General features: G+C 42.8%; 18 protein-coding genes and 1 other annotated feature. Of the genes, 17 read left to right on the top strand and 1 reads right to left on the bottom strand.

What is annotated here, in order from left to right; all coding sequences use genetic code 11:
* Window positions 1–8 precede the first annotated feature (8 nt).
* The 7 genes from G610_RS22500 (at window position 9) to G610_RS0118440 (ending at window position 8352) form a co-directional block, all read left to right on the top strand.
* Window positions 9–1019, top strand: a complete 1011-nt coding sequence (locus G610_RS22500) for a LicD family protein (protein WP_026525940.1) — start codon at window positions 9–11, stop codon at window positions 1017–1019.
* Entirely contained in the window at window positions 985–2034 is a 1050-nt protein-coding gene (locus tag G610_RS0118465; protein WP_026525939.1) for a LicD family protein, read from the top strand. Before G610_RS22500 ends, G610_RS0118465 begins: the two co-directional genes overlap by 35 nt.
* A 112-nt stretch (window positions 2035–2146) precedes the next feature.
* Window positions 2147–3847 (top strand): hypothetical protein, encoded by a 1701-nt coding sequence (locus G610_RS0118460; RefSeq protein ID WP_026525938.1) that lies wholly within the window; start codon window positions 2147–2149, stop codon window positions 3845–3847.
* 96 nt (window positions 3848–3943) lie between these two features.
* Window positions 3944–4492: a helix-turn-helix domain-containing protein gene (locus tag G610_RS0118455; protein WP_026525937.1), complete on the top strand. Its 549-nt coding sequence runs from the start codon at window positions 3944–3946 to the stop codon at window positions 4490–4492.
* Window positions 4493–4520: 28 nt separating this feature from the next.
* Window positions 4521–6182, top strand: a complete 1662-nt coding sequence (locus tag G610_RS0118450) for a glycosyltransferase family 2 protein (protein ID WP_026525936.1) — start codon at window positions 4521–4523, stop codon at window positions 6180–6182.
* A gap of 406 nt (window positions 6183–6588) precedes the next feature.
* The gene (locus G610_RS0118445) at window positions 6589–6921 is read left to right on the top strand and encodes a hypothetical protein (RefSeq protein WP_026496474.1); all 333 of its coding nucleotides are present in this window, start codon (window positions 6589–6591) and stop codon (window positions 6919–6921) included.
* Between the two features lie 159 nt (window positions 6922–7080).
* Window positions 7081–8352 (top strand): UDP-galactopyranose/dTDP-fucopyranose mutase family protein, encoded by a 1272-nt coding sequence (locus G610_RS0118440; RefSeq protein WP_026525935.1) that lies wholly within the window; start codon window positions 7081–7083, stop codon window positions 8350–8352.
* A 155-nt stretch (window positions 8353–8507) separates the two neighbouring features.
* Here the strand turns inward: G610_RS0118440 and fliD are convergent, their stop codons facing one another.
* Window positions 8508–9851 (bottom strand): flagellar filament capping protein FliD, encoded by a 1344-nt coding sequence (fliD, locus tag G610_RS0118435; RefSeq protein ID WP_196809870.1) that lies wholly within the window; start codon window positions 9849–9851, stop codon window positions 8508–8510.
* Between the two features lie 243 nt (window positions 9852–10094).
* Here fliD and rpmG point away from each other — a divergent pair, with 243 nt between their 5' ends.
* The 10 genes from rpmG to rpoC all read left to right on the top strand — a co-directional run bounded on the left by rpmG (window position 10095) and on the right by rpoC (window position 22948).
* Window positions 10095–10244 (top strand): 50S ribosomal protein L33, encoded by a 150-nt coding sequence (rpmG, locus tag G610_RS0118430; protein WP_026496471.1) that lies wholly within the window; start codon window positions 10095–10097, stop codon window positions 10242–10244.
* A gap of 82 nt (window positions 10245–10326) precedes the next feature.
* A complete protein-coding gene (gene secE / locus G610_RS0118425; RefSeq protein ID WP_026525933.1) occupies window positions 10327–10533 on the top strand; it encodes a preprotein translocase subunit SecE in 207 nt (68 codons plus the stop codon).
* A 14-nt stretch (window positions 10534–10547) separates the two neighbouring features.
* Window positions 10548–11186 carry a transcription termination/antitermination protein NusG gene (nusG, locus tag G610_RS0118420; RefSeq protein ID WP_026525932.1) on the top strand — a complete coding sequence of 213 codons (639 nt, stop codon included), beginning with the start codon at window positions 10548–10550 and terminating at the stop codon, window positions 11184–11186.
* Window positions 11187–11324: 138 nt separating this feature from the next.
* Window positions 11325–11750, top strand: a complete 426-nt coding sequence (gene rplK, locus G610_RS0118415; protein WP_026496468.1) for a 50S ribosomal protein L11 — start codon at window positions 11325–11327, stop codon at window positions 11748–11750.
* A gap of 14 nt (window positions 11751–11764) precedes the next feature.
* Window positions 11765–12454 carry a 50S ribosomal protein L1 gene (gene rplA, locus G610_RS0118410; RefSeq protein WP_026525931.1) on the top strand — a complete coding sequence of 230 codons (690 nt, stop codon included), beginning with the start codon at window positions 11765–11767 and terminating at the stop codon, window positions 12452–12454.
* A gap of 121 nt (window positions 12455–12575) precedes the next feature.
* The gene (locus G610_RS0118405) at window positions 12576–13928 is read left to right on the top strand and encodes a CapA family protein (protein ID WP_051198118.1); all 1353 of its coding nucleotides are present in this window, start codon (window positions 12576–12578) and stop codon (window positions 13926–13928) included.
* 36 nt (window positions 13929–13964) lie between these two features.
* Window positions 13965–14087, top strand: a sequence feature (ribosomal protein L10 leader region).
* Window positions 14088–14110: 23 nt separating this feature from the next.
* Window positions 14111–14680: a 50S ribosomal protein L10 gene (gene rplJ, locus G610_RS0118400; protein WP_026525929.1), complete on the top strand. Its 570-nt coding sequence runs from the start codon at window positions 14111–14113 to the stop codon at window positions 14678–14680.
* A 56-nt stretch (window positions 14681–14736) separates the two neighbouring features.
* Window positions 14737–15114, top strand: coding sequence for a 50S ribosomal protein L7/L12 (rplL, locus tag G610_RS0118395; protein ID WP_026525928.1), 378 nt, complete (start codon window positions 14737–14739; stop codon window positions 15112–15114).
* A gap of 211 nt (window positions 15115–15325) precedes the next feature.
* Window positions 15326–19186, top strand: a complete 3861-nt coding sequence (rpoB, locus tag G610_RS0118390; RefSeq protein WP_026525927.1) for a DNA-directed RNA polymerase subunit beta — start codon at window positions 15326–15328, stop codon at window positions 19184–19186.
* Between the two features lie 66 nt (window positions 19187–19252).
* On the top strand, window positions 19253–22948 hold the full coding sequence (rpoC, locus tag G610_RS0118385; RefSeq protein WP_051198128.1) for a DNA-directed RNA polymerase subunit beta': 3696 nt from the start codon (window positions 19253–19255) through the stop codon (window positions 22946–22948).
* Window positions 22949–23022: the final 74 nt, after the last annotated feature.

The following is a 23022-nucleotide window of genomic DNA, read 5'->3' as shown; positions in this document are numbered from 1 at the left end:
GGATAATAATGTACGACAATGTTTCAAAACTTAGGGAAGTACAGCTTGAACTTCTTAATGAGTTTAAAAGGGTGTGCGAGGAACATGACCTTAAGTGGTATGCATTTTTTGGAACACTTCTAGGGTGCGTAAGGCACGAGGGATATTTACCATGGGATGATGACGTGGATGTCGCAATGCCTGTTGCTGACTATAACAAACTATGCACACATAAAGAATGGTTTGGGGATGGCTTTTTCCTTCAGACGCCTCTTGATGAGGGACTTCTAAGGCTGACTAAGCTAAGGAAAAATGGAACCACAGCATTCAGAGCACCTTTTTTGATCTGTCTGAAAAACGGAGGGCATCAGGGTATACCTATTGATATTATTCCCCTTGCGGATATTCCGGGGACAGACTGTTGTTTTACTTCAACCATTATGGGGCCTAAGCACAGTGCTGTTTATATGAAAGAGTGGCTTGAGCCTGCAGGAGAGATGCAATTCGAGAATCTTACATTAAGAGTTCCTGCAAACCCAAGGAAAGTGCTTAAGGAAGCCTATGGCGACTGGGACTGGCCAAATGGCGCCATGGCTCCAAGACCGGTATTTTGGTTTTTTGATACAGAACATGGTCATGAGTACTACTACAAACGCTATACGGGGATGTTGGAAGGTATTGAAGGAAAAAAGATTTTCCTTTTTGGTGCAGCTGACAGTCTAAGAATCTGGCTTGAGAGGTTTGGCCTTCGAAGGCAGGTTGTTTGCGCTTTTGATAATGACCCAGGTAAATGGGGGAAAAAGATGTATGATGTCGAGATTCAGGATCCGTCTAAGATTCCTGAACTTTTGGACGATAACAGCAGGCTAATTGTAGTGAGCATCTGGCATCAGGAAATAGGCAGGCAGCTCGAAAAAATGGGCATAGACGATTATTATGTATATCTTGATCGTTACTATGATGATAAGGTTGGCAATAAAGTGATACGCCGTGAGGATACAAGTGATGGAAATTCAAAACTCCCCAAATGGGATAACTGAAGAATTACTGGATCAGGAAGTAGAGAAAATAAGAAAGCGAATTCGTGGATATACCAGAGACGATCTTGAGTCTATCAATATAGATCGCAATAATTTTGTTAAGCCTGTTGAAACAGAATGCGAAAGAATACTAAAAGAGGGGCGTATAAGCGAGAGTTTTCTTGATGTGGAGACGAGGAATGGCTTCCTGGTTGATGCAAAGAGAAAGAAACTCTGGCTAATAAGTCTTGATCTGCTTCTAAAATTTGATGATGTATGCAGAAAACATGGCATCAGATATTTTCTTGCTTACGGAACACTCCTTGGGGCCGTGAGGCATAAAGGCTTTATCCCTTGGGATGATGATATTGATACTGTTATGTTCAAAGAGGACTACGACAGATTTATTAAGCTTTCAGATGAATTTCAGCACCCATATTTTTTGCAGAATGTTTATACAGAACCCACTTTTTTCATTTCCGATACCAGAATAAGGAATACAAATACTTCCTGGATTGACAAACCGTTTATGTACCAGGGGTATAATCATGGCATTCACCTGGCAGTGGCAGTTCTGGATAATCTTCCGGAGAATGCAGAAGAGATAAGCAATGAGGTGCATGAGCTTTTGATGAAAAATGCCATGTATATGAGATTGTCCAATCCTGACCTGACAACCAGAGATAAGGAGAGGATTATCAATCATCTTGGCAATGTAGATAAGCATGATCCTTATGAAAATTACCAAAAGATGGTGGATTTGGTAAAAGGCCATCCAAAGTCAGAATATGTATGGACCTGCTATAACAGGACCCTCAATTATCGTCATGATATATATAGGGCGGCAGATTTTGATAATGTGATTTATATGGATTTTGAAGGCTTCAAAATGCCTGTCCCTTCTGGATATGACCATATTCTTAGTAATATCTACGGTAATTATATGGAGTTTCCGCCTCCGGAGAGGAGAGTAGTGACTCACGGGACAGTTATATATGACGCAGATATACCATATAAATCAATTTTGGGACGATAGTGTTTTAATTGTCTTTTAATAGATTTATAAGACAAATGTTAAACTTTATAGGCTGCTTCTCCGATATAATATATGTAGTATCGGCAGAACATGGATGTTGGAGGTGGCCGTTATGAAGAAGCATTTTTTCAAATCAATAATTGCACTCAGCGTAACTACGCTACTGGTGGGCAATCCACTGGTGGCTTTTTGTGCGTATGAAGAAGGTGACGATTACATTGATGGTATCGATGAATTAAGTGATTCAGAGCTCGACGAGATAGAAGACGAGGCGCTCGATGAAGTCGATGAAGATGAGATTAGAAGCGAGATCGATATAGATGAGCTATATTCTCGGATAGATGACGATGAGCTTAGTGATGAGATTGATATGGATGCTCTTGAATCTCAGATAGATGAAGAGGAACTTCTGTCACAGATAAGTGACGAGGATCTTGAGGATGAGCTTGACAGGCGTGAAGCTGAGGAAGCTGAGGAAAGCGGCGAAGATGTCAGGACATCGAAGCTGGAGATTGATCCTCACCCAATAGATGTTACCAATATCAGGTATCCGATAATAGAAAATGACGCTGCGTTTGATTATATAATCGATCCGCAGATGCTCATATATGAAACGGATGCGATCAGGTACGGCGGTGGCAAGGTTGAGAAGGATGCAACCCTTCTTTTCAGAAATACGGAAGGAGAATATGATTTTTCTTCAAAGAGTGACATGTTCACTGTCATGAACATGGGAAATGTTCCTGCAAAGTTTGAACTTGTGGCTAGAGTTAGTAATGTAAAAGAGTTGACTTTTGAGGAAACTGAAAACTTTACAGGTGAGGATTGCGATATCTATCTCGCGCTTATAGATTCCGAAGGGAATGAAACTCCTATTGGTAGTGATTTGGAAGCAAGAGTGGAAGTGGAACTGGATGCGGCGCCTGAAAATGCATACGCATATAAGTGGAATGATGAAAAAGGAACTTTTGATTATAGTTTAACCGAAGAAGCTGAGAATATCGCATTTGATACATATACATTTGGGCTTGTTGGAAAATGTAATGGTGACGGTGACTGGTCAAGGTTAAAAGTGTTCCCTAAGATAAAAATCACCTGGGATGCCGAATCCATCCTCACAGACTGGGATGCTGTTAATGCTAAAAAAGCCCAGGAGGAAGCAGAGCGCAAGTCTCTTCGTGATGCCAAGATTGATACTCTCAGAGATGAGAAGCTTGCAGAGCTTAAGGCAGCAGCCCTTGAAGAGCTGGTTGATGAGAAGCTTTCGGAACTAAGAGATGAGAAGAAGGATGAGCTTTTTGAAGAAGAGTATGACAGACTTTTCAAAGAAGAGTATCTGAGGATCAGGAAAAATAAGATTGAAAATTATATTTCCAATAAGCGTGAGCAGGAATCTGATGATGACGACGATACCTATTATGATGCTTCGGGTGATGAGTCAGGTGGCGGCTCTGGTGATGAGAATTCCGGTGCAGGCGATAGCAATGATAGCGGCGGTGATTCGTCAGCCGGCGAAGCTTCTGGCGACGACGACGGATACAGTGATGAAGAAAATGCCGCTTCGTCAGAAGGTGAGAGTTCAGAAGACAGTAATACAACTGATACTAATATCGAGGCGTCAGGTAGTGACAGTGATATAGTTAATTCAGATGCATTTTATGGAGAGGATGTAGGTGATGAGTCTTATGATTCTGACGATTCCGGGGACGATGCATCTACACTTGATAGTAGCTATGAGGATTCTTATAATCCCGATACATATTACGAAGATGTACCATCTGAAGATTCCGATGATGCAGGATTTGAAGGCTGACCGGAAAATTTGGAAGTAACCCCAAAAAATATAAAACCATCAAAATAATGGTAAAAATCTATTTACAAACCATTATTTTGATGGTTTAATTATTGCATGAAGGATAATACTTTTATTACACCAAATTTTATAAAGTCAGATGATATCAAGGCACTTAGGGCAAAACTTAAGATGACTCAGAAAGAGTTTGCCTTTTTTTGCAATGTATCAAAGCCTACGGTTGAGCGCTGGGAGATGTCTGATAAGGAGATAACAGGTCCCATAACACTTTTGGCACAGATTGTTCTAAGGCATCCTGACATTGCCGATGAACTATCGCTTCCTGAGAAGAAGTTTCCTATGAGACTTTGGTATTACTATATGAATACAGTGTGCACGATTATTGATGTGGACACCATCAATCAGCGCGTTCGAATTAAGAACTATACAGATAATCTTGTTTTTAGAGCTTTTGGCCGAAATGATAATCCTACTTTTGCGGATTATGAGGAGTTCTTGAGGTCCAGATGTTTTCCGGAGGAACGAGATAAAATGAAGCTTATGCTAAGAGAGCTGGATATTCCTTTTTATGACCCGCTTATGATCATTGAGAAGACAGATGGCCGCATGGCAGAGGATGATTTCTGGATAAGGATAGATAGATGATACTCTAAACTGTTTTTTGGGGGACAATATGAAAGCACATGAAGAGAAAATACTTAGAGAATCTGCGGAATCTTTTATTCTGCGAGCAGGGGAATTTGAGCAGGCGGGCAGCAGCATAGACGAGTATGCTGTGCTTATTGAGGGACTCCGCGCTCACTATGATAATTATGAATTGTTTTTTATGCTTGGTCTGTATTACAGGTATCGCAATGCAGATCAGGCATTTTTATGTTTTGAAAATGCTCTTCATTACTGCGATGAGCCTGAAGATGAAAAAGTTATCTGTGATGCTATGGCAGACATCTCTGATAGAGCAAGGGTTCGCGGCACTTCCATAGTGATTGTTTCTTACAACGATTTTGAACTTATTAGGGAATGCATCAGGGCTATCCGCAGATATGTAAAAGAGGGAAGTTATGAAATTATCGTCGTGGACAACGCATCCTCCGATGATGAGCTTAAAGAGTATCTCAGAAGTCAGGCAAAAGAGCATGATGATTTTGTTTTAATCGAGAACTCTGAAAACGCGGGATTTCCTGCAGGGTGTAACATCGGATTAGCCCATGCAAAAGCTGATAACGATGTATTTTTCCTGAATAATGATGCTGTTCTTATGCCAAATGCTCTTTTCTGGCTGAAAATGGGACTCTATGCAGATAAGAGAAATGGTTCATCCGGTGCGGTTACAAACTGTGCGCCGTCCCAGGAGGTATCGCAGGAATCCCTTGAACCGTATATAAAGATGGCGCCTATGAACGATGCAAGGCCTCTCACGGATCTGCCCGCTAATCTGATAAAGAGCCAGACAGAGGCGCCGGAGCCTGAAAAAGAGCACCGCTGGTGGAGGACCATAAGCCTTGATTCAGCAATTGAAGCGTCCAAGAGCTATGCAAAAGATCACAACGTTCCTATGTGGAATCCTTATGAAGTCAGGACGAGACTTACAGGCTTTGCACTTTTGCTTAAACGGGACGCATTATCTGATGTAATAATTCAGTCAGGCCCCCAAAACTTTCCCGGCATTTTTGATGAGCGTTTCACTCCCGGCTATTTCGAGGATGATGATCTTGGAATAAGGCTGTGCCTTGCAGGCTGGAGGCAGGTGCTTTGCCACAATGCGTTCATTTATCACCATGGTGGAAGCGGTTTTGCAGGTCATAATGATGCAATGGAAAAATCCCGTGACAAGTTTGGTGAGAAGTGGGGCTTTGATATCTGGAACTACACTCTTCCTGAGGAAGATAAAATATCTGCCCTTATGAGTGCTATTTCTGCGGATGGAGAGGCGTCTGTTGCAGGTATCTCAAATTCCGGTGCGGACGTTAACCAAGCAGCAGATTCCCTTGATGCTGATAGTACCGCCGAAAGGGCATCTGACCTAAAACTCTACAACCGCGTGATCAGAATTCTTGACCTTAGTGCCGGAATGGGAACAACCTTGTCTTTCATAAAATATCTCATACCCGGAAGTTTCACTGCAGGTATAACAAATGCGGATGTCTTTGCAGGGCTTTCCAAGTACATGGCTGACGATATAATATCCGGCGACCCGGAACTTGTCACTTTCCCATGGCCTGCAAAGAGCTTTGATTACATCCTTGCAGGCGATGTTGTTGCAGGCGCTTCCGATCCTGAAAGACTATTGAAAAAATTGTCTGCATACTTAAATGGAAACGGTAAGATAATATAACGTTTACCGGAATTGCGCATAGACACACGGCGGAAACGATACAAAAATATCACACGAAAAAGCAAAATAATTTTTGTACAATTTGAAAAATTTGTTTGTAATTTCGATAAAGTTTTTGAAATTTACGAACATTTGTAAAAATAATTTTCAGTATGTTGTCGTATTTAAGGAAAAACTAATACGTAAAAAAGAAAATGATATTTTGCGAGGCACAGATAAATACGTTATCTGTGCCTTTTTCGTTAATTTGCCCAAAAACCGAAGATAAATTTATTTAATTTTATTATAAAATTTAAGAAAAAAATAAGTGACGAAAAAACGTACATATGATATATTTGTAACTGCTACAAAGAGACGAAAAAACATTTGCAGCGAATTGAAAAACAGAATAAAGGAGGTAATGCAGATGACAAAGGCTGAAATTCTTAAAAGAGAAATATTGGCACAGTACAAGAGCGTAAGGCAGTTTGCGATTGACATGTCGATTCCATATAGTACCCTTGTAACAGCACTGGATAGAGGAATAGAAGGAATGGCCTATGGTACAGTTATTCGTATGTGCGATAAGCTTAATCTTAACCCGGTTGACTTCAGTACTCTTGAGAAGGGCACAGATCTTGGCAATAAGATTGTAGAGAACAGAGTTATGCAGCAGTATGTTAAGCTTAACAAGGTTGGACGTAAGAAGGTCCTTGATTATATGGGGGACCTTACAGCTCTTGATAAGTATCAGGCATAATTAAGTAAAGTTAGACAGGCTCACGGGATTATCCCGTGGGTCTTTTTTACTTTGCGGGTGTGATACCTTTCTATATTGAAGATATGGGTGTTTTTGTATAATTTGCATCTTTACTTCTGCGTTGTTACAATAACCATATGTAATTTTTCGGAGGGAAATATGAAATACGATTATTTGGTAGTAGGAGCAGGACTTTTTGGCAGTGTTTTCGCACATGAGATGGCGCGCCAGGGCAAAAATGTTCTTGTGATCGACAGAAGAAATCATATCGGCGGAAATATCTATACAGAGAACAGGATGGGAATAAATGTCCATATTTACGGAGCTCACATTTTTCACACATCCGATAAAAAGGTATGGGAGTACATAAACCGCTTTACGGAGTTTAACCAGTATATCAATTCTCCTGTAGCTGTTTATCACGATGAACTTTACAATCTTCCTTTTAATATGAACACATTCAGCAAGATGTGGAATATCCGTACACCTGAGGAGGCCCGCGATATCATTGATAAGCAGGCAAAAGCTGAGGTTAAGCGAATCCTCAAAGAGCGCGCTGAAAAGGGAGACGAGGAGGCAGCAGAATTCCTCGAGGTTGCAAAGGCCAGCGAACAGGACATTCGCGATGGCTTTGAAGCAGCTAATCTTGAGGAGCAGGGACTTTCTCTCGCCGGCCGTGATGTTTTTGAAAAGCTGGTAAAGGGCTACACTGAGAAGCAGTGGGGACGTGATTGCAAAGAGCTTCCTGCATTTATTATAAGAAGACTTCCATTCCGTTTTGTCTATGATAACAATTATTTCAATGACAGATATCAGGGAATTCCTATAGGCGGTTACACAGCTATAATTAAGAAGCTTCTTTTACTTGATGCTAATGATAATGAAAAAGAGCAGGGAATTTCAGGAAGCATTACCGTGAAAACAGAGTGCAATTTTGCTGATTTCATAAAGATGGAAGACGGAGTACCTGCAAAGCCTTTTGAGTCAGTATCGGGAGACAGCTTTGATAAGGTTCTTTTCACCGGTATGATCGATGAGTTCTTTAACTACAAGCTTGGAAACCTGGAATACAGGTCACTTCGTTTTGAGACAGAGGATATGCCCGAAGTCGATAATTATCAGGGTAATGCCGTTGTGAACTACACGGAGCGCGATATTCCTTATACCAGAATCATTGAGCACAAGCACTTTGAATTTGGTTCAGGAAAAGGCACAATTATCACTAAGGAATATCCTGCAGACTGGAAGATGGGTGATGAGCCCTACTATCCTATGAATGATGAAAAAAACAACTCCCTGTTTGAGGAGTATAAGAAGCTTGCCGATGGTTACGGCGATGTTCTTTTCGGAGGACGCCTTGGCCAGTACAAGTACTACAACATGGACCAGGTAATTGCTGCAGCTCTTGAAATGGTGGACGGCGTAAGATAAAACAAAAAATCCATTCTGATCGATTATGCGCCAAGCGCAACGAGAGCAGTGATTGCATGTTGAATTCATAATAAAATAAAAAAACCATTCTGATCGATTGTTCGCAAAGCGAAACGAGAGCAGAATGGTTTTTTTATTTGAGTTTATGAAAAGCTTCAACAATAGTTGTTGAACATCATGCCACTGTATTCGCTGGTGATGTAAGGTGAAGGATTATCGCTACCGTGCGGATCCTTGTAATTAAATACCGGCCTCTCCACATATTTCATGGGATCGATGGATATTTCCTCGGTTTTTGCTACCAGTGCCTTGGTGAATTCCTTAAGAGGTTCTATGGCCTCTTTTGTTTTTCCTGCGTTAGCTGCATCCCTGAGCTTTTGTGCGTCATAATCGATGCGGCCCTCGGCATTTATGGTTATACCATAAGGCTCTGTATTTTGCAGATGGTGCTGGGCTATGGATACCGTCTCGCCAACAAGCTTTGAACTCTTAAAATCTGAGTTTTGAACACCGCTTACGCTGTCGATGAATCCGTTGTATCCATTAACGAGACCTCTTACGTTCTCGATTAGTGCATCATTTTCGTTTTTAACACCGATAGAAACCGGAACACCGGGCTCTGTTGCCTGTTTTAATGTGATATCGAACTGGTTTCCTACCGTGAATCTGTTGGAAGAGGAGTAATGCTCATTACCATTTAAATAGAAGTGAGCGTTCACAGGCTCCTGTGCAACCAGGTTTAATCCAAAGTATGCGACATTCAGCCCCTTTTCACTGGAGGACGACTCGCTTATTTCGAACCTGAGCGTATATCCTGTTTTCAATCCTGTATCATTTGAACCAATTATAATAGTAGATTGATTTTGTGAATCCTCCTGAAGACCTGCCACAAGTCCTATGCCTGCCTTATTTATAAGTCTTGTCAGCTTGGATTGAATATCTTTGTTTGTATCGCCTTCATGTATGCTATACTGGAATTCGTATTCGTGTCCGTTTACATTAGCATTGAATGCGTAATTTCCTTTTGGAAGAGCAACCTCTTCGTCAGGTAGGAAATGACCTGCATTTATCTGATTTGTGGCCAGCTGATCAACTGCGATGGTGAATTCTGTGGAATTCTCCTGACCGCTGCCGACATATTCGACGGACACCTTATCGCTGTCGGAAGATACGGCAGAGCGCTTGCTCAGAGCGGATTCTTCTTCGCTTCCTATATCCTGAAGCTGACTTCGAAGAGCCCGGGCATGCTCTTTAATACCCACGGCCTCAGCCTGAGCATTATCGTCCTGTTTTAAAACATGAAGAGGGGATTCTTTATTGATCCTGGCGATAGACTTGTAGACATTCTGAAGATCGCTCTTTTTGTGCTTGTCTACATTCGCGTTCTCTTTAGCGACATATGTGCTTGCGAAATTATTATATGCTTCATTAATACCGATGCCTGCCATGATGCCCCTCCTTTCTTCCTTGATGTCATGCGATAACTTCTGCCAATCCATTGGCAACCTGCATGTGGGCATACAAAGACATGTTTTCTTACTATTACATTAGCATTCGCTAAGCAAGCGAGTCAATTAAAAAAATATGAAAAAAACATAAAAAGATGCCTCCGGGAAAAATTTTGATTGACGATTTGCATTTACCATGCTATATTATGTAGGCGACAGAAATTTAGGTCTTTTTTTTATGCCAAAAAATAAGACTGTATTTAAAGTATAGAAAACGCACGGAGGAATGAACAAATGCGTACAAGAATCACACTTGCCTGCACTGAGTGCAAAAACCGTAACTATGATACAACAAAGGATAAGAAGACACATCCTGACAGAATGGAGATCAAGAAGTACTGTCCTTTCTGCAAGAAGCACACAACTCATAAAGAAACAAAGTAATGCTATTTGTTATTGCACTTTATTTGTTGAAGCATTATAAACAAAGTTGTATTCATCCTATGGGTGAAGGGAGTTTATTGTTATGAGCGAGAATAAAGCACAGAAAAGCGGATTATCTTCTTTTATAAATGGGGTAAAAGCTGAGTTTAATAAAATCATGTGGCCCAGCAGAGATGATATTATCAAGCAGACTACATCAGTTGTTGTTATTTCACTGATCGTAGGCGCTTTGATTGCTGTTTTTGACTATGGTTTTGGATATCTTGTTAACCTTATTACCAGTATTTGATAAAAAGGAGTATTATGGCTGAAGAGATGCAGAATGAGAATGAACTCGATCTGACTGCTGCTGCAGCAGATGCTGAGAATGCCGCTACTCCGGCTGAGGTAGCTGATAGCACTGAGGCTTCCGGAGAGCAGGTTGTAAATTCAAATGCACATTGGTATGTTGTACATACTTATTCAGGTTATGAGATGAAGGTTAAGGCTAATCTCGAGAAGACTATCGAGAACAGACACCTTCAGAATCAGATATTTGAAGTTCGCGTGCCTGTTCAGGATGTCGTAGAGATGAAGAACGGCACACGTAAGAATGTTTCACGTAAGATGTTCCCCGGATATGTTCTTGTGAACATGGATATGAACGATGAGACATGGTATGTTGTTCGTAATACCAGAGGTGTTACCGGATTCGTAGGACCGGGAAGCAAACCCGTTCCGTTATCAGATGCGGAGATTAAACCGCTTGGAATCAAAACCGAGAATATGTCTATCGACTTTGGTGTTGGTGACGAGATCGAGGTTGTTGCAGGTGTATGGAATGGTACTGTTGGTATCGTTCAGCGTATGGATTTCGGCAAGCAGAGTGCTACTATCAATGTTAATCTGTTTGAGAGAGAGACACCTGTTGAGATCAGCTTTTCTGAGATCAGAAAGGTTTGATGTAGTATTGGTATAATGTGCTATGCACTTTATATATGTAGTATGAGTTGGAATTAAGATGTTTCAATTCATGGGAACTGGAGTGGGAGCATTTAGTAATAAATGCGCCTGACCACATTATTTCTAGGAGGTGCCACAATGGCAAAGAAAGTCGAAGGATACATTAAGTTACAGATCCAGGCTGGTAAAGCAACACCAGCACCCCCGGTTGGACCGGCACTTGGTCAGCACGGTGTAAACATCGTTGAATTCACAAAGCAGTTCAACGCTAAGACAGCTGACAAGGGTGATCTTATCATCCCCGTAGTAATCACAGTTTATGCAGACAGAAGTTTCACATTCATCACAAAGACTCCGCCTGCAGCAGTTCTTCTTAAGAAGGCTTGCAATCTCCAGAAGGCTTCTGGTGTTCCGAACAAGAACAAGGTTGCAACAATTTCTAAGGATAAGATCAGAGAAATCGCTGAGACAAAGATGCCTGATTTGAATGCAGTTGATATCGAAGGTGCTATGAGCATGATCGCTGGTACTGCACGCAGCATGGGTATCGTGGTAGAAGACTGACGGAGGGCTAAGAGATGAAACACGGAAAGAAGTATGTAGAGGCTGCTAAGCTTGTTGACAGAGCACAGCAGTATGAGACCGCAGAAGCAATCTCTTTAGTAAAGAAGTCTGCTACTGCAAAATTTGATGAGACTGTTGAAGTACACATTCGTACAAGCTGCGACGGTCGTCATGCGGATCAGCAGATCCGTGGTGCGGTTGTTCTTCCGCACGGAACAGGTAAGACAGTTAAGGTTCTTGTTTTCGCTAAGGGAACAAAGCTTGATGAGGCACAGGCTGCAGGCGCTGACTATGTTGGCGGCGAGGAGCTTATTCCTAAGATTCAGAACGAAGGTTGGCTTGACTTTGACGTTGTAGTTGCTACACCTGATATGATGGGTGTTGTAGGACGTCTTGGTAAGGTTCTCGGACCTAAGGGCCTTATGCCTAACCCGAAGGCTGGTACAGTAACAATGGATGTTACAAAGGCTATCGCTGATATCAAGGCTGGTAAGATTGAGTACCGTCTTGACAAGGCAAACATCATCCACTGCCCTGTAGGAAAGGCATCTTTCTCAGAAGAGCAGCTTGAGCAGAACTTCACAGCTCTTATGGATGCTATTGTTAAGGCTAAGCCTTCAACAGTTAAGGGCCAGTACCTTAAGAGCATCACACTTGCAACAACAATGGGACCTGGTGTCAAGGTTGTAGCAAACAGATATTAATTCAATACTGTGAATGCATTCAAGAAGCAGAAACCATTTGGTTTCTGCTTCTTTTTCATATCGATATACTATATATAGGAGTGCTGTTTATGTTTTCTACATAATATGGTATTCTTAGTGTATGAAATACATTTATGATTATGTAAAAGAAAAAATAAATGATAGCAAAGGCGGCGTGAATTCGGCGGTCATTGCTTTTGTGTGCGCTTTTTTGGTGACTGTTACGATCGGTGCAGGGGTTCTTGCAGTTTTGCATTCTAGGAATATTAAAGAGCCTGCGCAGGATATTGCTGATACTGAGCCTTCTGTTACAAGGGTTCCATACGCTGAGAAGATAGTGACCTCTGATACTGATGAATCGCAGACGGGTACCGATAATGTTATAGTCCGCGAAGACTCTGCTGGAACGAATGAAGCAGGCGAGGCGGATGTAGAAAATCAGGAGGAAGAGCCGGAAGCTGTTGAAGTTGCTAGCCTTCCGGAGGGGAATCTTGAATACAATATCACCTCTGCTGATGAGGATTACATTTCATTTGGTTTTGCAGGGGACATCCTTTTTGATCCGGGATATGCGATTATGAACAGAATAAGACAGAACGGCGGAGCGATTTCCGGAGTTATCGGCGACAGCCTTCTTTCTTATATGAGAGCTGCGGATGTAATGGTTGTGAATAATGAGTTCCCATATTCTAATGGTGGAGCTCCGAAGGAAGGAAAAACCTTTACATTCAGAGCTGATCCTTCATCAGTAAGTCTTCTTGGCGATATGGGTGTGGATCTCTGCACCATAGCCAATAACCATGTTTTTGACTACGGCGAAAGTGCTCTTTTGGACACCCTTACAACCATTGATAATGCGGGCATAGCCAGAGTTGGTGCCGGAGTTAATATTGAGGAAGCATCAAGACCTGTTTACTATACTTCACAAAGCGGAGTAAGAGTTGCTATAATAGCAGCTACGGAAATAGAAAGACTTGATAACCCTGACACAAGAGGCGCAACGGATACATCACCCGGCGTTTTCAGATGCCTGGATATCACAAGACTTTGCTCTCGCATTAGAGAAGCTAAGGAAGCGGGAGCCTTTGTAATAGTTTGCATCCACTGGGGCACTGAGAATCAGGAAGAAATCGACTGGTGGCAGCAAAAGCAGAGCGTAGAAATTGTTGAAGCCGGTGCAGACCTGATTGTTGGTGGACATCCGCATATATTACAGAAGATAGAGTATCTTAACGGAGTACCAGTTGTTTACAGCCTTGGTAATTACCTGTTCAATTCAAAGACACTGGATACAGGACTCTTAAGTGTTAAGGTACATAAGGATGGAGCATGTGACCTTCAATTTATACCTGCAGTGCAGAGCGGCTGCAACGTAAATGAGGCTGCAGGAGCAGACAAAGACAGGATTCTTGGCCACATGAGAGCTATATCGGCAGGTGCCTCTATTGATGAAAATGGAATAGTTAGTAAATAATGCTTGACATTTTATGGCTTGTTATGATACTGTATTCAAGGTCGTCATGACCAGCCGAAGACAGTAGGTGTCCTATGGGACGTAAGCGATGCGCCTACCGAGGAAAGTTTGTTAAGACTTTTATGCCTCTCGTCTTCGAGGGGTTTTTTCTTTGGCGGTAAATTCTATAAGGAGGTAAAAAGATGGCAAAGGTTGAATTAAAACAGCCTGTAGTAAAAGAGATTTCTGACAAAATTCAGAACGCACAGGCACTCGTACTTGTAGATCACCGCGGATTGACTGTTGCTCAGGACACAGAGCTTCGTAAAAAGCTTCGTGAGGAGAACGTTAGTTACAAGGTTTACAAGAACACCATGATGAACTTTGCATTCAAGGGTACAGACTATGAGCAGCTCGCTGATCTTCTTAACGGTCCTAGCGCACTTGCTATTTCCGAGACAGATCCTGCAGCTCCTGCACGTGTACTTTATGATTTTGCAAAGAAGGCAAAGGCACTTGAGATCAAGGGTGGTGTGATTGAAGGCAAACTTTATGATGCAGAAGCACTTAAGGAGATTGCTACAATTCTTCCCAAGGATCAGTTGCTTTCCAAGTTGCTTGGTTCTATGCAGTCACCTATCGCAAACTTCGCTCGTGTGGTTAAGCAGATCGCAGAGAAGAAGGCAGAGGGTGGTGAGGCAGCTCCCGCTGAGGAAGCAGCACCTGTAGCTGAGGCTCCTGCTGAAGAAGTAGCAGCACCTGCAGCAGAGTAATTTAAACAATTAGTATTATTAGAATTATTATCAAAAATTTATGGAGGTAAATAATAATGGCAAAGTTATCCACAGCAGAGATTATCGATGCAATCAAAGAGTTATCCGTTCTTGAACTGAACGATCTTGTAAAGGCTTGCGAGGAGGAGTTCGGTGTATCAGCAGCAGCTGGTGTTGTTGTAGCAGCAGCAGGCGGTGCAGCAGCAGGCGCTGAGGAAGAGAAGAGCGAGTTCAACGTAGAGCTTACAGAAGTAGGTCCTAACAAGGTTAAGGTTATCAAGGTTGTTCGTGAGATCACAGGTCTCGGACTTAAGGAAGCTAAGGATCTTGTTGATGGAGCTCCTAAGATGCTCAAGGAAGGCGCTTCTAAGGAAGAGGCTGATGACATCAAGGCTAAGGTTGAGGCTGAAGGCGCTAAGGTTACTCTTAAATAAGATTAACTATTATATCTTAGAGATAGCTAAGAGGGATATGCACATGTTGCATATCCCTTTTTTATCATTAAAATAAAAAAACACTTGACTGGTAAATTTGCTTGTTGTAGAATGGAAAATGCACTATTGTGGAGTGGTAGGCGTATTATGCTCTTTTTTAGGGTATTAACGCTTTTCTACTAAATAAAAATTAAGAACGGGGTGAATGTCAATGGAAAAAAACAGATTGCATCCTAGTGGTACTGGTAAAAACGTACGAATGAGTTTCCAGCGCCAAAAGGAAGTCCTTGAGATGCCGAACCTGATTGAAGTTCAGAAGAACTCATATCAATGGTTTCTTGACGAGGGCCTTAAAGAGGTCTTTGATGATATCTCTCCTATCGAAGACTACAGTGATAAGCTTAGTCTCGAATTCGTTGACTTTAAGTTATGCGAAGATGAGATAGACAAGAACAAGAATACTATTGAGAAATGTAAGGAAAGAGATGCTACTTTTGCAGCTCCTTTGAAAGTCAGGGTACGTCTGAATAACAAGGAAAGCAGAGAAGTTACAGAGCATGAGATCTTCATGGGTGATCTCCCGCTTATGACTGCAACCGGAACATTTGTAATAAATGGCGCAGAGCGTGTTATTGTCAGCCAGTTAGTACGTTCCCCCGGTATTTATTATGATATTACCCGTGATAAGATCGGTAAGAAGCTTATTGCCTGCACTGTTATTCCTAACCGTGGTGCATGGCTTGAGTATGAGACTGATTCTTATGATGTATTCTACGTAAGAGTGGACAGAACCAGAAAAGTACCGGTTACTGTTCTTATTCGTGCGCTTGGTATTGGATCAAACGAGGAGATTTCACAGTTATTCGGTGATGAGCCCAAGATTCAGGCCAGCTTTGCTAAGGACCCTTCAACTGATTACCAGAGTGGTCTTTTAGAGCTGTACAAGAAGATTCGTCCCGGCGAACCTCTCAGCGTAGAGAGCGCAGAGAGCCTTATTCACGCTATGTTCTTTGATGCAAGAAGATATGATCTTGCTAAGGTTGGACGTTATAAGTTCAATAAGAAGCTTCACTTCAAGAACAGAATTAGCGGCAAAATCCTTGCAGAGGACGTAATCGATGAGAATACAGGCGAGATGATCGCAGCAGCAGGCACAAAGGTTGATCGTGCTCTTGCTACTGAGATTCAGAATGCAGCTATTCCTTATGTAATGATCCAGGGTGAAGAGCGCAATATTAAGGTTCTTTCTAACCTTATGGTAGATATTACAAGCTTTATTGATTGCAATCCTGAAGAGCTTGGAATCACAGAGAGCGTATACTATCCTGCTCTTAGAGATATCCTTGCTGAGTTTGCAGAGAATACAGATCCTGAGAGTCTTGCAGAAGCAATCCGCAAGAATGTTAATGAGCTTATTCCTAAGCACATTACAAAGGAAGATATTCTTGCTTCTATTAACTATAATATGCACCTTGAGTATGGCATTGGTAATGATGACGATATCGATCACCTCGGTAACCGTCGTATCCGTTGCGTAGGTGAGCTTTTACAGAACCAGTATAGAATCGGTCTTTCAAGACTTGAGCGTGTTGTACGTGAGCGTATGACAACACATGATGCTGATGAGATTTCTGCACAGGGTCTTATAAACATTAAGCCTGTACAGGCAGCTGTTAAGGAGTTCTTCGGATCTTCACAGCTTTCACAGTTCATGGATCAGAATAACCCGCTCGGTGAGCTTACTCACAAGCGTCGTCTTTCAGCTCTTGGTCCTGGCGGTCTTTCAAGAGACAGAGCCGGATTCGAGGTTCGAGACGTACACTATACACACTATGGACGTATGTGCCCTATTGAGACTCCTGAAGGACCTAACATCGGTCTTATCAACTCACTTGCAAGCTATGCAAGAGTTAATCAGTATGGTTTCATTGAGGCACCTTACCGTAAGGTAGATCAGTCAGATCCTCAGAACCCTCGCGTAACTGATGAGGTTGAGTACCTGACAGCTGACGAAGAGGATAATTTCCATGTAGCTCAGGCTAATACACCTCTTGATGAGAACGGATACTTTAAGAAGAACAATGCATCCGGTCGTTACAGAGATGAGACATCTGAGTATCCTAAGACAGCGTTCGAATACATGGACGTATCACCGAGAATGGTATTCTCAGTTGCTACAGCACTTATTCCTTTCCTTGAGAACGACGATGCTAACCGTGCTCTGATGGGTTCAAACATGCAGCGTCAGGCAGTGCCGCTTCTTACAACAGAAGCTCCTGCAGTTGGAACAGGTATGGAGCGCAAGGCTGCTGTCGATTCAGGTGTCTGTGTTGTTGCCAAGAAGGCAGGAACAATCGACTTTGTAGACAGTAAGCTTATTAAGATGACATATGATGATGGTGAGAAGGAAGAGTATCATCTTATCAAATTCCAGAGAAGTAACCAGAGTAACTGCTACAACCAGCGTCCTATCGTATTTAAGGGCGATCATGTTGAAGCCGGTGAAGTTATCGCCGATGGTCCTTCAACAAGCATGGGTGAGCTTGGTCTTGGTAAGAATCCTCTTATCGGATTCATGACTTGGGAAGGTTACAACTACGAGGATGCTGTACTTCTTAGTGAGAGACTTGTTCGTGACGATGTATTTACATCTATTCACATCGAGGAGTACGAAGCAGAAGCTCGTGAGACAAAGCTTGGACCGGAAGAGATTACAAGAGACGTTCCCGGTGTTGGTGATGATGCACTTAAGAACCTTGATGATCGCGGAATTATCCGTATCGGTGCAGAGGTTCGTGCCGGCGATATCCTTGTAGGTAAGGTTACTCCTAAGGGAGAGACAGAGCTTACAGCAGAAGAGAGACTTCTCCGTGCTATTTTCGGTGAAAAGGCAAGAGAAGTTCGTGATACATCACTTAAGGTTCCTCATGGTGAGTACGGTATCGTTGTTGATGCCAAGGTATTCACAAGAGAGAATGGCGATGAACTCAGCCCTGGTGTAAACCAGGCAGTTCGTATCTATATTGCTCAGAAGAGAAAGATTTCAGTAGGCGATAAGATGGCTGGTCGTCACGGTAACAAGGGTGTCGTTTCCCGTGTACTTCCTATAGAAGATATGCCGTACCTGCCTAATGGTCGTCCTCTTGATATCGTGCTTAATCCTTTGGGCGTGCCTTCTCGTATGAATATCGGACAGGTCCTTGAGATTCACCTTTCTCTTGCAGCTAAGGCTCTTGGATTTAACATTGCTACACCTATTTTTGACGGTGCAAACGAGAAAGATATTCAGGCAACACTTACCATGGCTAATGATTATGTAAACAGCACATGGGAAGAGTTTGAAGAGAAATATAAAGATTCAGTAGATCCTGAGATCATGAAGTATCTCTATGACAACAGAGATCACAGAGAGCTTTGGAAGGGCGTTCCGATCCACACAGATGGTAAGGTTCAGCTCCGTGACGGACGTACAGGTATTCCGTTCGATTCACCGACTACAATCGGACACATGCATTACCTCAAGCTCCATCACCTTGTTGATGATAAGATCCATGCTCGTTCTACCGGTCCTTACTCACTGGTTACACAGCAGCCTCTCGGCGGTAAGGCTCAGTTCGGTGGACAGCGTTTCGGAGAGATGGAAGTTTGGGCTCTTGAGGCTTATGGCGCTGCCTATACACTTCAGGAGATCCTGACAGTTAAGTCTGATGATGTTGTTGGTCGTGTTAAGACTTATGAAGCAATCATCAAGGGTGACAACATTCCTGAACCCGGTGTTCCGGAATCATTCAAGGTTCTTCTTAAGGAACTTCAGTCACTTGGTCTTGATGTAAGAGTACTTCGCGAGGATAACACTGAGGTCGAGATTATGGAATCTGTTGATTACAGCGATTCTGATTATCGTTATGAGATCGAAGGCGAAGTAAACCGTGATTATGATCGTGAGTCATTTGCGGAAAATGGTTACCAGACAGGTTCATTCAGCGAAGACGGTGAGCTTGTAGCGGATGAAGAAGACGATGCAGCTTTTGAAGAAGAGTTTGATGCTGCAGATGGTCTGGATGAGAACTAAAGCAACTTAGTAGTTTTAGAAACCATGTAAACAACAGAAAAGAGGTTACGAATGTCTGATTCTACAATGAATAAAGCAATAAATGATGCTTCAAACGGTAGGGTAGCTGCTACACCTACATATCAGCCAATGACATTTGATGCAATTAAGATTGGTCTTGCTTCTCCCGAGAAGATCAGAGAGTGGTCACACGGAGAAGTACTCAAGCCTGAGACTATTAACTATCGTACTCTCAAGCCTGAGCGCGACGGTCTTTTCTGCGAAAAGATCTTTGGACCCACCAAGGATTGGGAATGTCACTGCGGTAAATATAAGAAAATCCGTTATAAGGGCGTTATTTGTGACAGATGTGGTGTAGAAGTTACAAAGAGCAGTGTACGTCGTGAGCGTATGGGTCACATCGAACTTGCGGCTCCTGTTTCCCACATTTGGTACTTCAAGGGTATCCCCAGCAGAATGGGTCTTATCCTTGACCTTTCACCCAGAGTACTTGAGAAGGTTCTTTACTTTGCTTCTTATATAGTACTTGATCCTGGTGAATCAAACCTTGAGTACAAGCAGGTTCTTTCTGAGAAAGAGTACCAGGAAGCACGCGATGAGTTCGGAATGAAGTTCCGTGCAGGCATCGGTGCAGAGGCTATTAAAGAGCTTCTTATGAACATTGATCTTGAGGCTGAGTATCAGGAGCTTAAGGATGGTCTTGATACATCCAGCGGACAGAAGAAGCAGCGTATCATCAAGAGACTTGAAGTAGTTGAGTCATTCCGTGAGTCCGGAAACGAGCCTTCATGGATGATCCTTGACTGCATACCGGTTATTCCTCCGGATCTTCGTCCTATGGTACAGCTTGATGGTGGACGTTTTGCTACATCAGATCTTAACGATCTGTATCGTCGTATCATCAACCGTAACAACCGTCTTAAGAGACTTCTTGATCTCGGTGCACCGGACATTATCGTTAGAAACGAGAAGCGTATGCTCCAGGAAGCTGTAGATGCGCTTATCGATAACGGTAGACGAGGAAGACCTGTTACAGGTCCCGGTAACCGTGCACTCAAGTCACTTTCTGACATGCTTAAAGGTAAGGGCGGTCGTTTCCGTCAGAACCTTCTTGGTAAGCGTGTTGACTATTCAGGACGTTCAGTTATCGTCGTAGGTCCTGAGCTTAAGATTTATCAGTGCGGACTTCCTAAGGAAATGGCTATCGAGCTGTTCAAGCCTTTTGTTATGAAAGAGCTTGTTTCCAGAGGAATCTCACAGAACATAAAGAATGCTAAGAAGAAGGTTGAAAGACTCGAGGAAGAGGTTTGGGATGTACTCGAGGATGTAATCAAAGAGCATCCTGTAATGCTTAACCGTGCTCCCACACTTCACAGACTTGGTATTCAGGCATTTGAGCCCATACTTGTAGAAGGTAAAGCTATTAAGCTTCATCCCCTTGTATGTACACCTTTCAATGCCGACTTCGATGGAGACCAGATGGCTGTACATCTTCCTCTGTCAGTTGAGGCACAGGCTGAGAGCCGTTTCCTTATGCTCGCTCCCAACAACCTGCTTAAGCCTTCTGACGGTGGCCCTGTAAACGTTCCTACACAGGATATGGTACTTGGTATCTACTATCTTACACAGGAGCGCGAAGGTGCTAAGGGCGAAGGAAAGTTCTTCAAGAATATTGATGAAGCTATCCTTGCTTATGAGAATGATTACATCACACTTCAGTCTCGTATCAAGATCCGTGTTACACGTAAGGATGAGAACGGTGAGAATGTTACAGGTGTAGTTGAGTCAACACTTGGTAGATTCCTTTTCAACGAGTTCATTCCTCAGGATCTCGGATTTGTTGATCGTAAGGATCCCGAGCATAAGCTTGACCTTGAAATTGACTTCATGGTTGGTAAGAAGCAGCTCAAGAAGATTGTTACAAATATGATCAATACACACGGAACTTTCGCAACAGCAGAAGTTCTCGATAAGATCAAGGCTACAGGTTACCATTACTCAACAAGAGCTGCTATGACAGTTTCTATCGCTGACATGACAGTTCCTCCGCAGAAGCAGCAGATGCTTGATGAAGCTCAGGCAGTAGTTGATAAGATTGCTACTGAGTACAGACGCGGTAAGATGACAGACGAAGAGCGTTATCGTCTTGTTGTTGAGACATGGATGAAGACCGATAAAGAGCTTACAGATGCCCTTCTCGAAGGCCTTGATAAATATAACAACATCCACATGATGGCTGATTCCGGTGCCCGTGGTAGTAACCAGCAGATCAAGCAGCTGGCAGGTATGCGTGGACTTATGGCAGATACAACCGGTCGTACGATCGAACTTCCTATTAAGTCCAACTTCCGTGAAGGTCTTGACGTTCTGGAATACTTCATGTCAGCGCATGGTGCTCGTAAGGGTCTGTCAGATACAGCTCTTCGTACAGCCGATTCAGGTTACCTGACACGTCGAATGGTTGACGTATCTCAGGAACTTATCATCCGTGAGCTTGATTGTAGCGAAGGAAAGGCAACTATTCCCGGAATTACAGTTAAGGAATTCAAGGATGGTAATGCAATGATCGAGCCTCTTGAGGATCGTATCACTGGCAGATATACATGTGAGGATATCAAGGACAAGGACGGAAACGTTATTGTTAAGAAGAATCACATCATCACACCCAGCCGTGCTAAGAGAATCTTAAGCCAGGGTGTTAACAGTAAGGGTGAGCCGGTTAGCGCTGTAAAGATCCGTACAATCCTTACTTGCCGTTCACACATTGGTATCTGTGCTAAGTGCTATGGTGCAAACATGGCAACAGGTGAGCCTGTTCAGGTCGGTGAGACAGTTGGTATCATCGCCGCTCAGTCAATCGGTGAGCCTGGTACACAGCTTACAATGAGAACATTCCATACCGGTGGTGTTGCCGGTGGCGATATTACACAGGGTCTTCCCCGTGTAGAGGAGCTTTTCGAGGCAAGAAAGCCTAAGGGACTTGCTATTATTTCAGAGCTTGACGGAACAGCTCAGATTAAGGATACAAAGAAGAAGCGTGAAGTAGTCATCACAAATGACGAAACAGGAGAGTCTAAGGCTTACCTGATTCCTTACGGATCACGTATCAAGGTTACAGACGGCAAAGTCGTTGAAGCCGGCGATGAACTTACAGAAGGTAGTGTAAATCCTCACGATCTTCTTAAGATCAAGGGTATCCGTGCTGTTCAGGACTATCTGCTCCGCGAGGTTCAGAGAGTTTACCGTCTCCAGGGTGTTGATATCTGTGATAAGCATATCGAGGTTATTGTACGTCAGATGCTTAAGAAGGTTCGCATCGAGGAGAGTGGAGATACAAGCTTCCTGCCCGGTACACTCGTTGACGTTCTTGATTTCGAGGATGATAATGAGAGACTTATCAGCGAAGGTAAGAAACCCGCTGAAGGAAAGCAGGTAATTCTTGGTATTACCAAGGCTGCACTTGCTACCAACTCATTCCTTTCAGCTGCTTCCTTCCAGGAGACAACAAAGGTTCTTACAGATGCAGCTATCAAGGGTAAGGTTGATCCTCTTATCGGTCTTAAGGAAAATGTTATTATCGGTAAGCTGATTCCTGCTGGTACAGGTATGAAGCGTTATCGTAACACAGCACTTAATACCGATGCTAACTTCAAGGATCCCGAGAAGCTGATCCTCAAGAAGAGAGCAATCGATGACGACGATGTATTTGTTGAAGAAATCGACGATACAGAGGAAGTTACAGTCGTTGATGACGAGGAGTAATTTATAAATATTTAACTTGACAATATATATTGATATACGTATACTTTAAAACTGTGCGACAAGCGAGAGGGGTA

The organism is Butyrivibrio sp. MB2005 (assembly GCF_000424285.1).
Taxonomy (GTDB): domain Bacteria; phylum Bacillota; class Clostridia; order Lachnospirales; family Lachnospiraceae; genus Butyrivibrio.
This window is presented reverse-complemented; position numbering and strand designations above follow the sequence as displayed.

Coding starts and splice junctions, on each gene's coding strand:
- fliD (WP_196809870.1), bottom strand. CDS start 9,851: ATGGATTGGCAGAAGTTATCGCATGACATCAAGGAAGAAAGGAGGGGC.
- rpoB (WP_026525927.1), top strand. CDS start 15,326: ATGGAAAAAAACAGATTGCATCCTAGTGGTACTGGTAAAAACGTACGA.
- G610_RS0118405 (WP_051198118.1), top strand. CDS start 12,576: ATGAAATACATTTATGATTATGTAAAAGAAAAAATAAATGATAGCAAA.
- rpmG (WP_026496471.1), top strand. CDS start 10,095: ATGCGTACAAGAATCACACTTGCCTGCACTGAGTGCAAAAACCGTAAC.
- nusG (WP_026525932.1), top strand. CDS start 10,548: ATGGCTGAAGAGATGCAGAATGAGAATGAACTCGATCTGACTGCTGCT.
- G610_RS0118450 (WP_026525936.1), top strand. CDS start 4,521: ATGAAAGCACATGAAGAGAAAATACTTAGAGAATCTGCGGAATCTTTT.
- G610_RS0118455 (WP_026525937.1), top strand. CDS start 3,944: ATGAAGGATAATACTTTTATTACACCAAATTTTATAAAGTCAGATGAT.
- rpoC (WP_051198128.1), top strand. CDS start 19,253: ATGAATAAAGCAATAAATGATGCTTCAAACGGTAGGGTAGCTGCTACA.
- G610_RS0118445 (WP_026496474.1), top strand. CDS start 6,589: ATGACAAAGGCTGAAATTCTTAAAAGAGAAATATTGGCACAGTACAAG.
- secE (WP_026525933.1), top strand. CDS start 10,327: ATGAGCGAGAATAAAGCACAGAAAAGCGGATTATCTTCTTTTATAAAT.
- G610_RS0118440 (WP_026525935.1), top strand. CDS start 7,081: ATGAAATACGATTATTTGGTAGTAGGAGCAGGACTTTTTGGCAGTGTT.
- G610_RS0118460 (WP_026525938.1), top strand. CDS start 2,147: ATGAAGAAGCATTTTTTCAAATCAATAATTGCACTCAGCGTAACTACG.
- rplJ (WP_026525929.1), top strand. CDS start 14,111: ATGGCAAAGGTTGAATTAAAACAGCCTGTAGTAAAAGAGATTTCTGAC.
- rplA (WP_026525931.1), top strand. CDS start 11,765: ATGAAACACGGAAAGAAGTATGTAGAGGCTGCTAAGCTTGTTGACAGA.
- G610_RS22500 (WP_026525940.1), top strand. CDS start 9: ATGTACGACAATGTTTCAAAACTTAGGGAAGTACAGCTTGAACTTCTT.
- rplL (WP_026525928.1), top strand. CDS start 14,737: ATGGCAAAGTTATCCACAGCAGAGATTATCGATGCAATCAAAGAGTTA.
- G610_RS0118465 (WP_026525939.1), top strand. CDS start 985: ATGGAAATTCAAAACTCCCCAAATGGGATAACTGAAGAATTACTGGAT.
- rplK (WP_026496468.1), top strand. CDS start 11,325: ATGGCAAAGAAAGTCGAAGGATACATTAAGTTACAGATCCAGGCTGGT.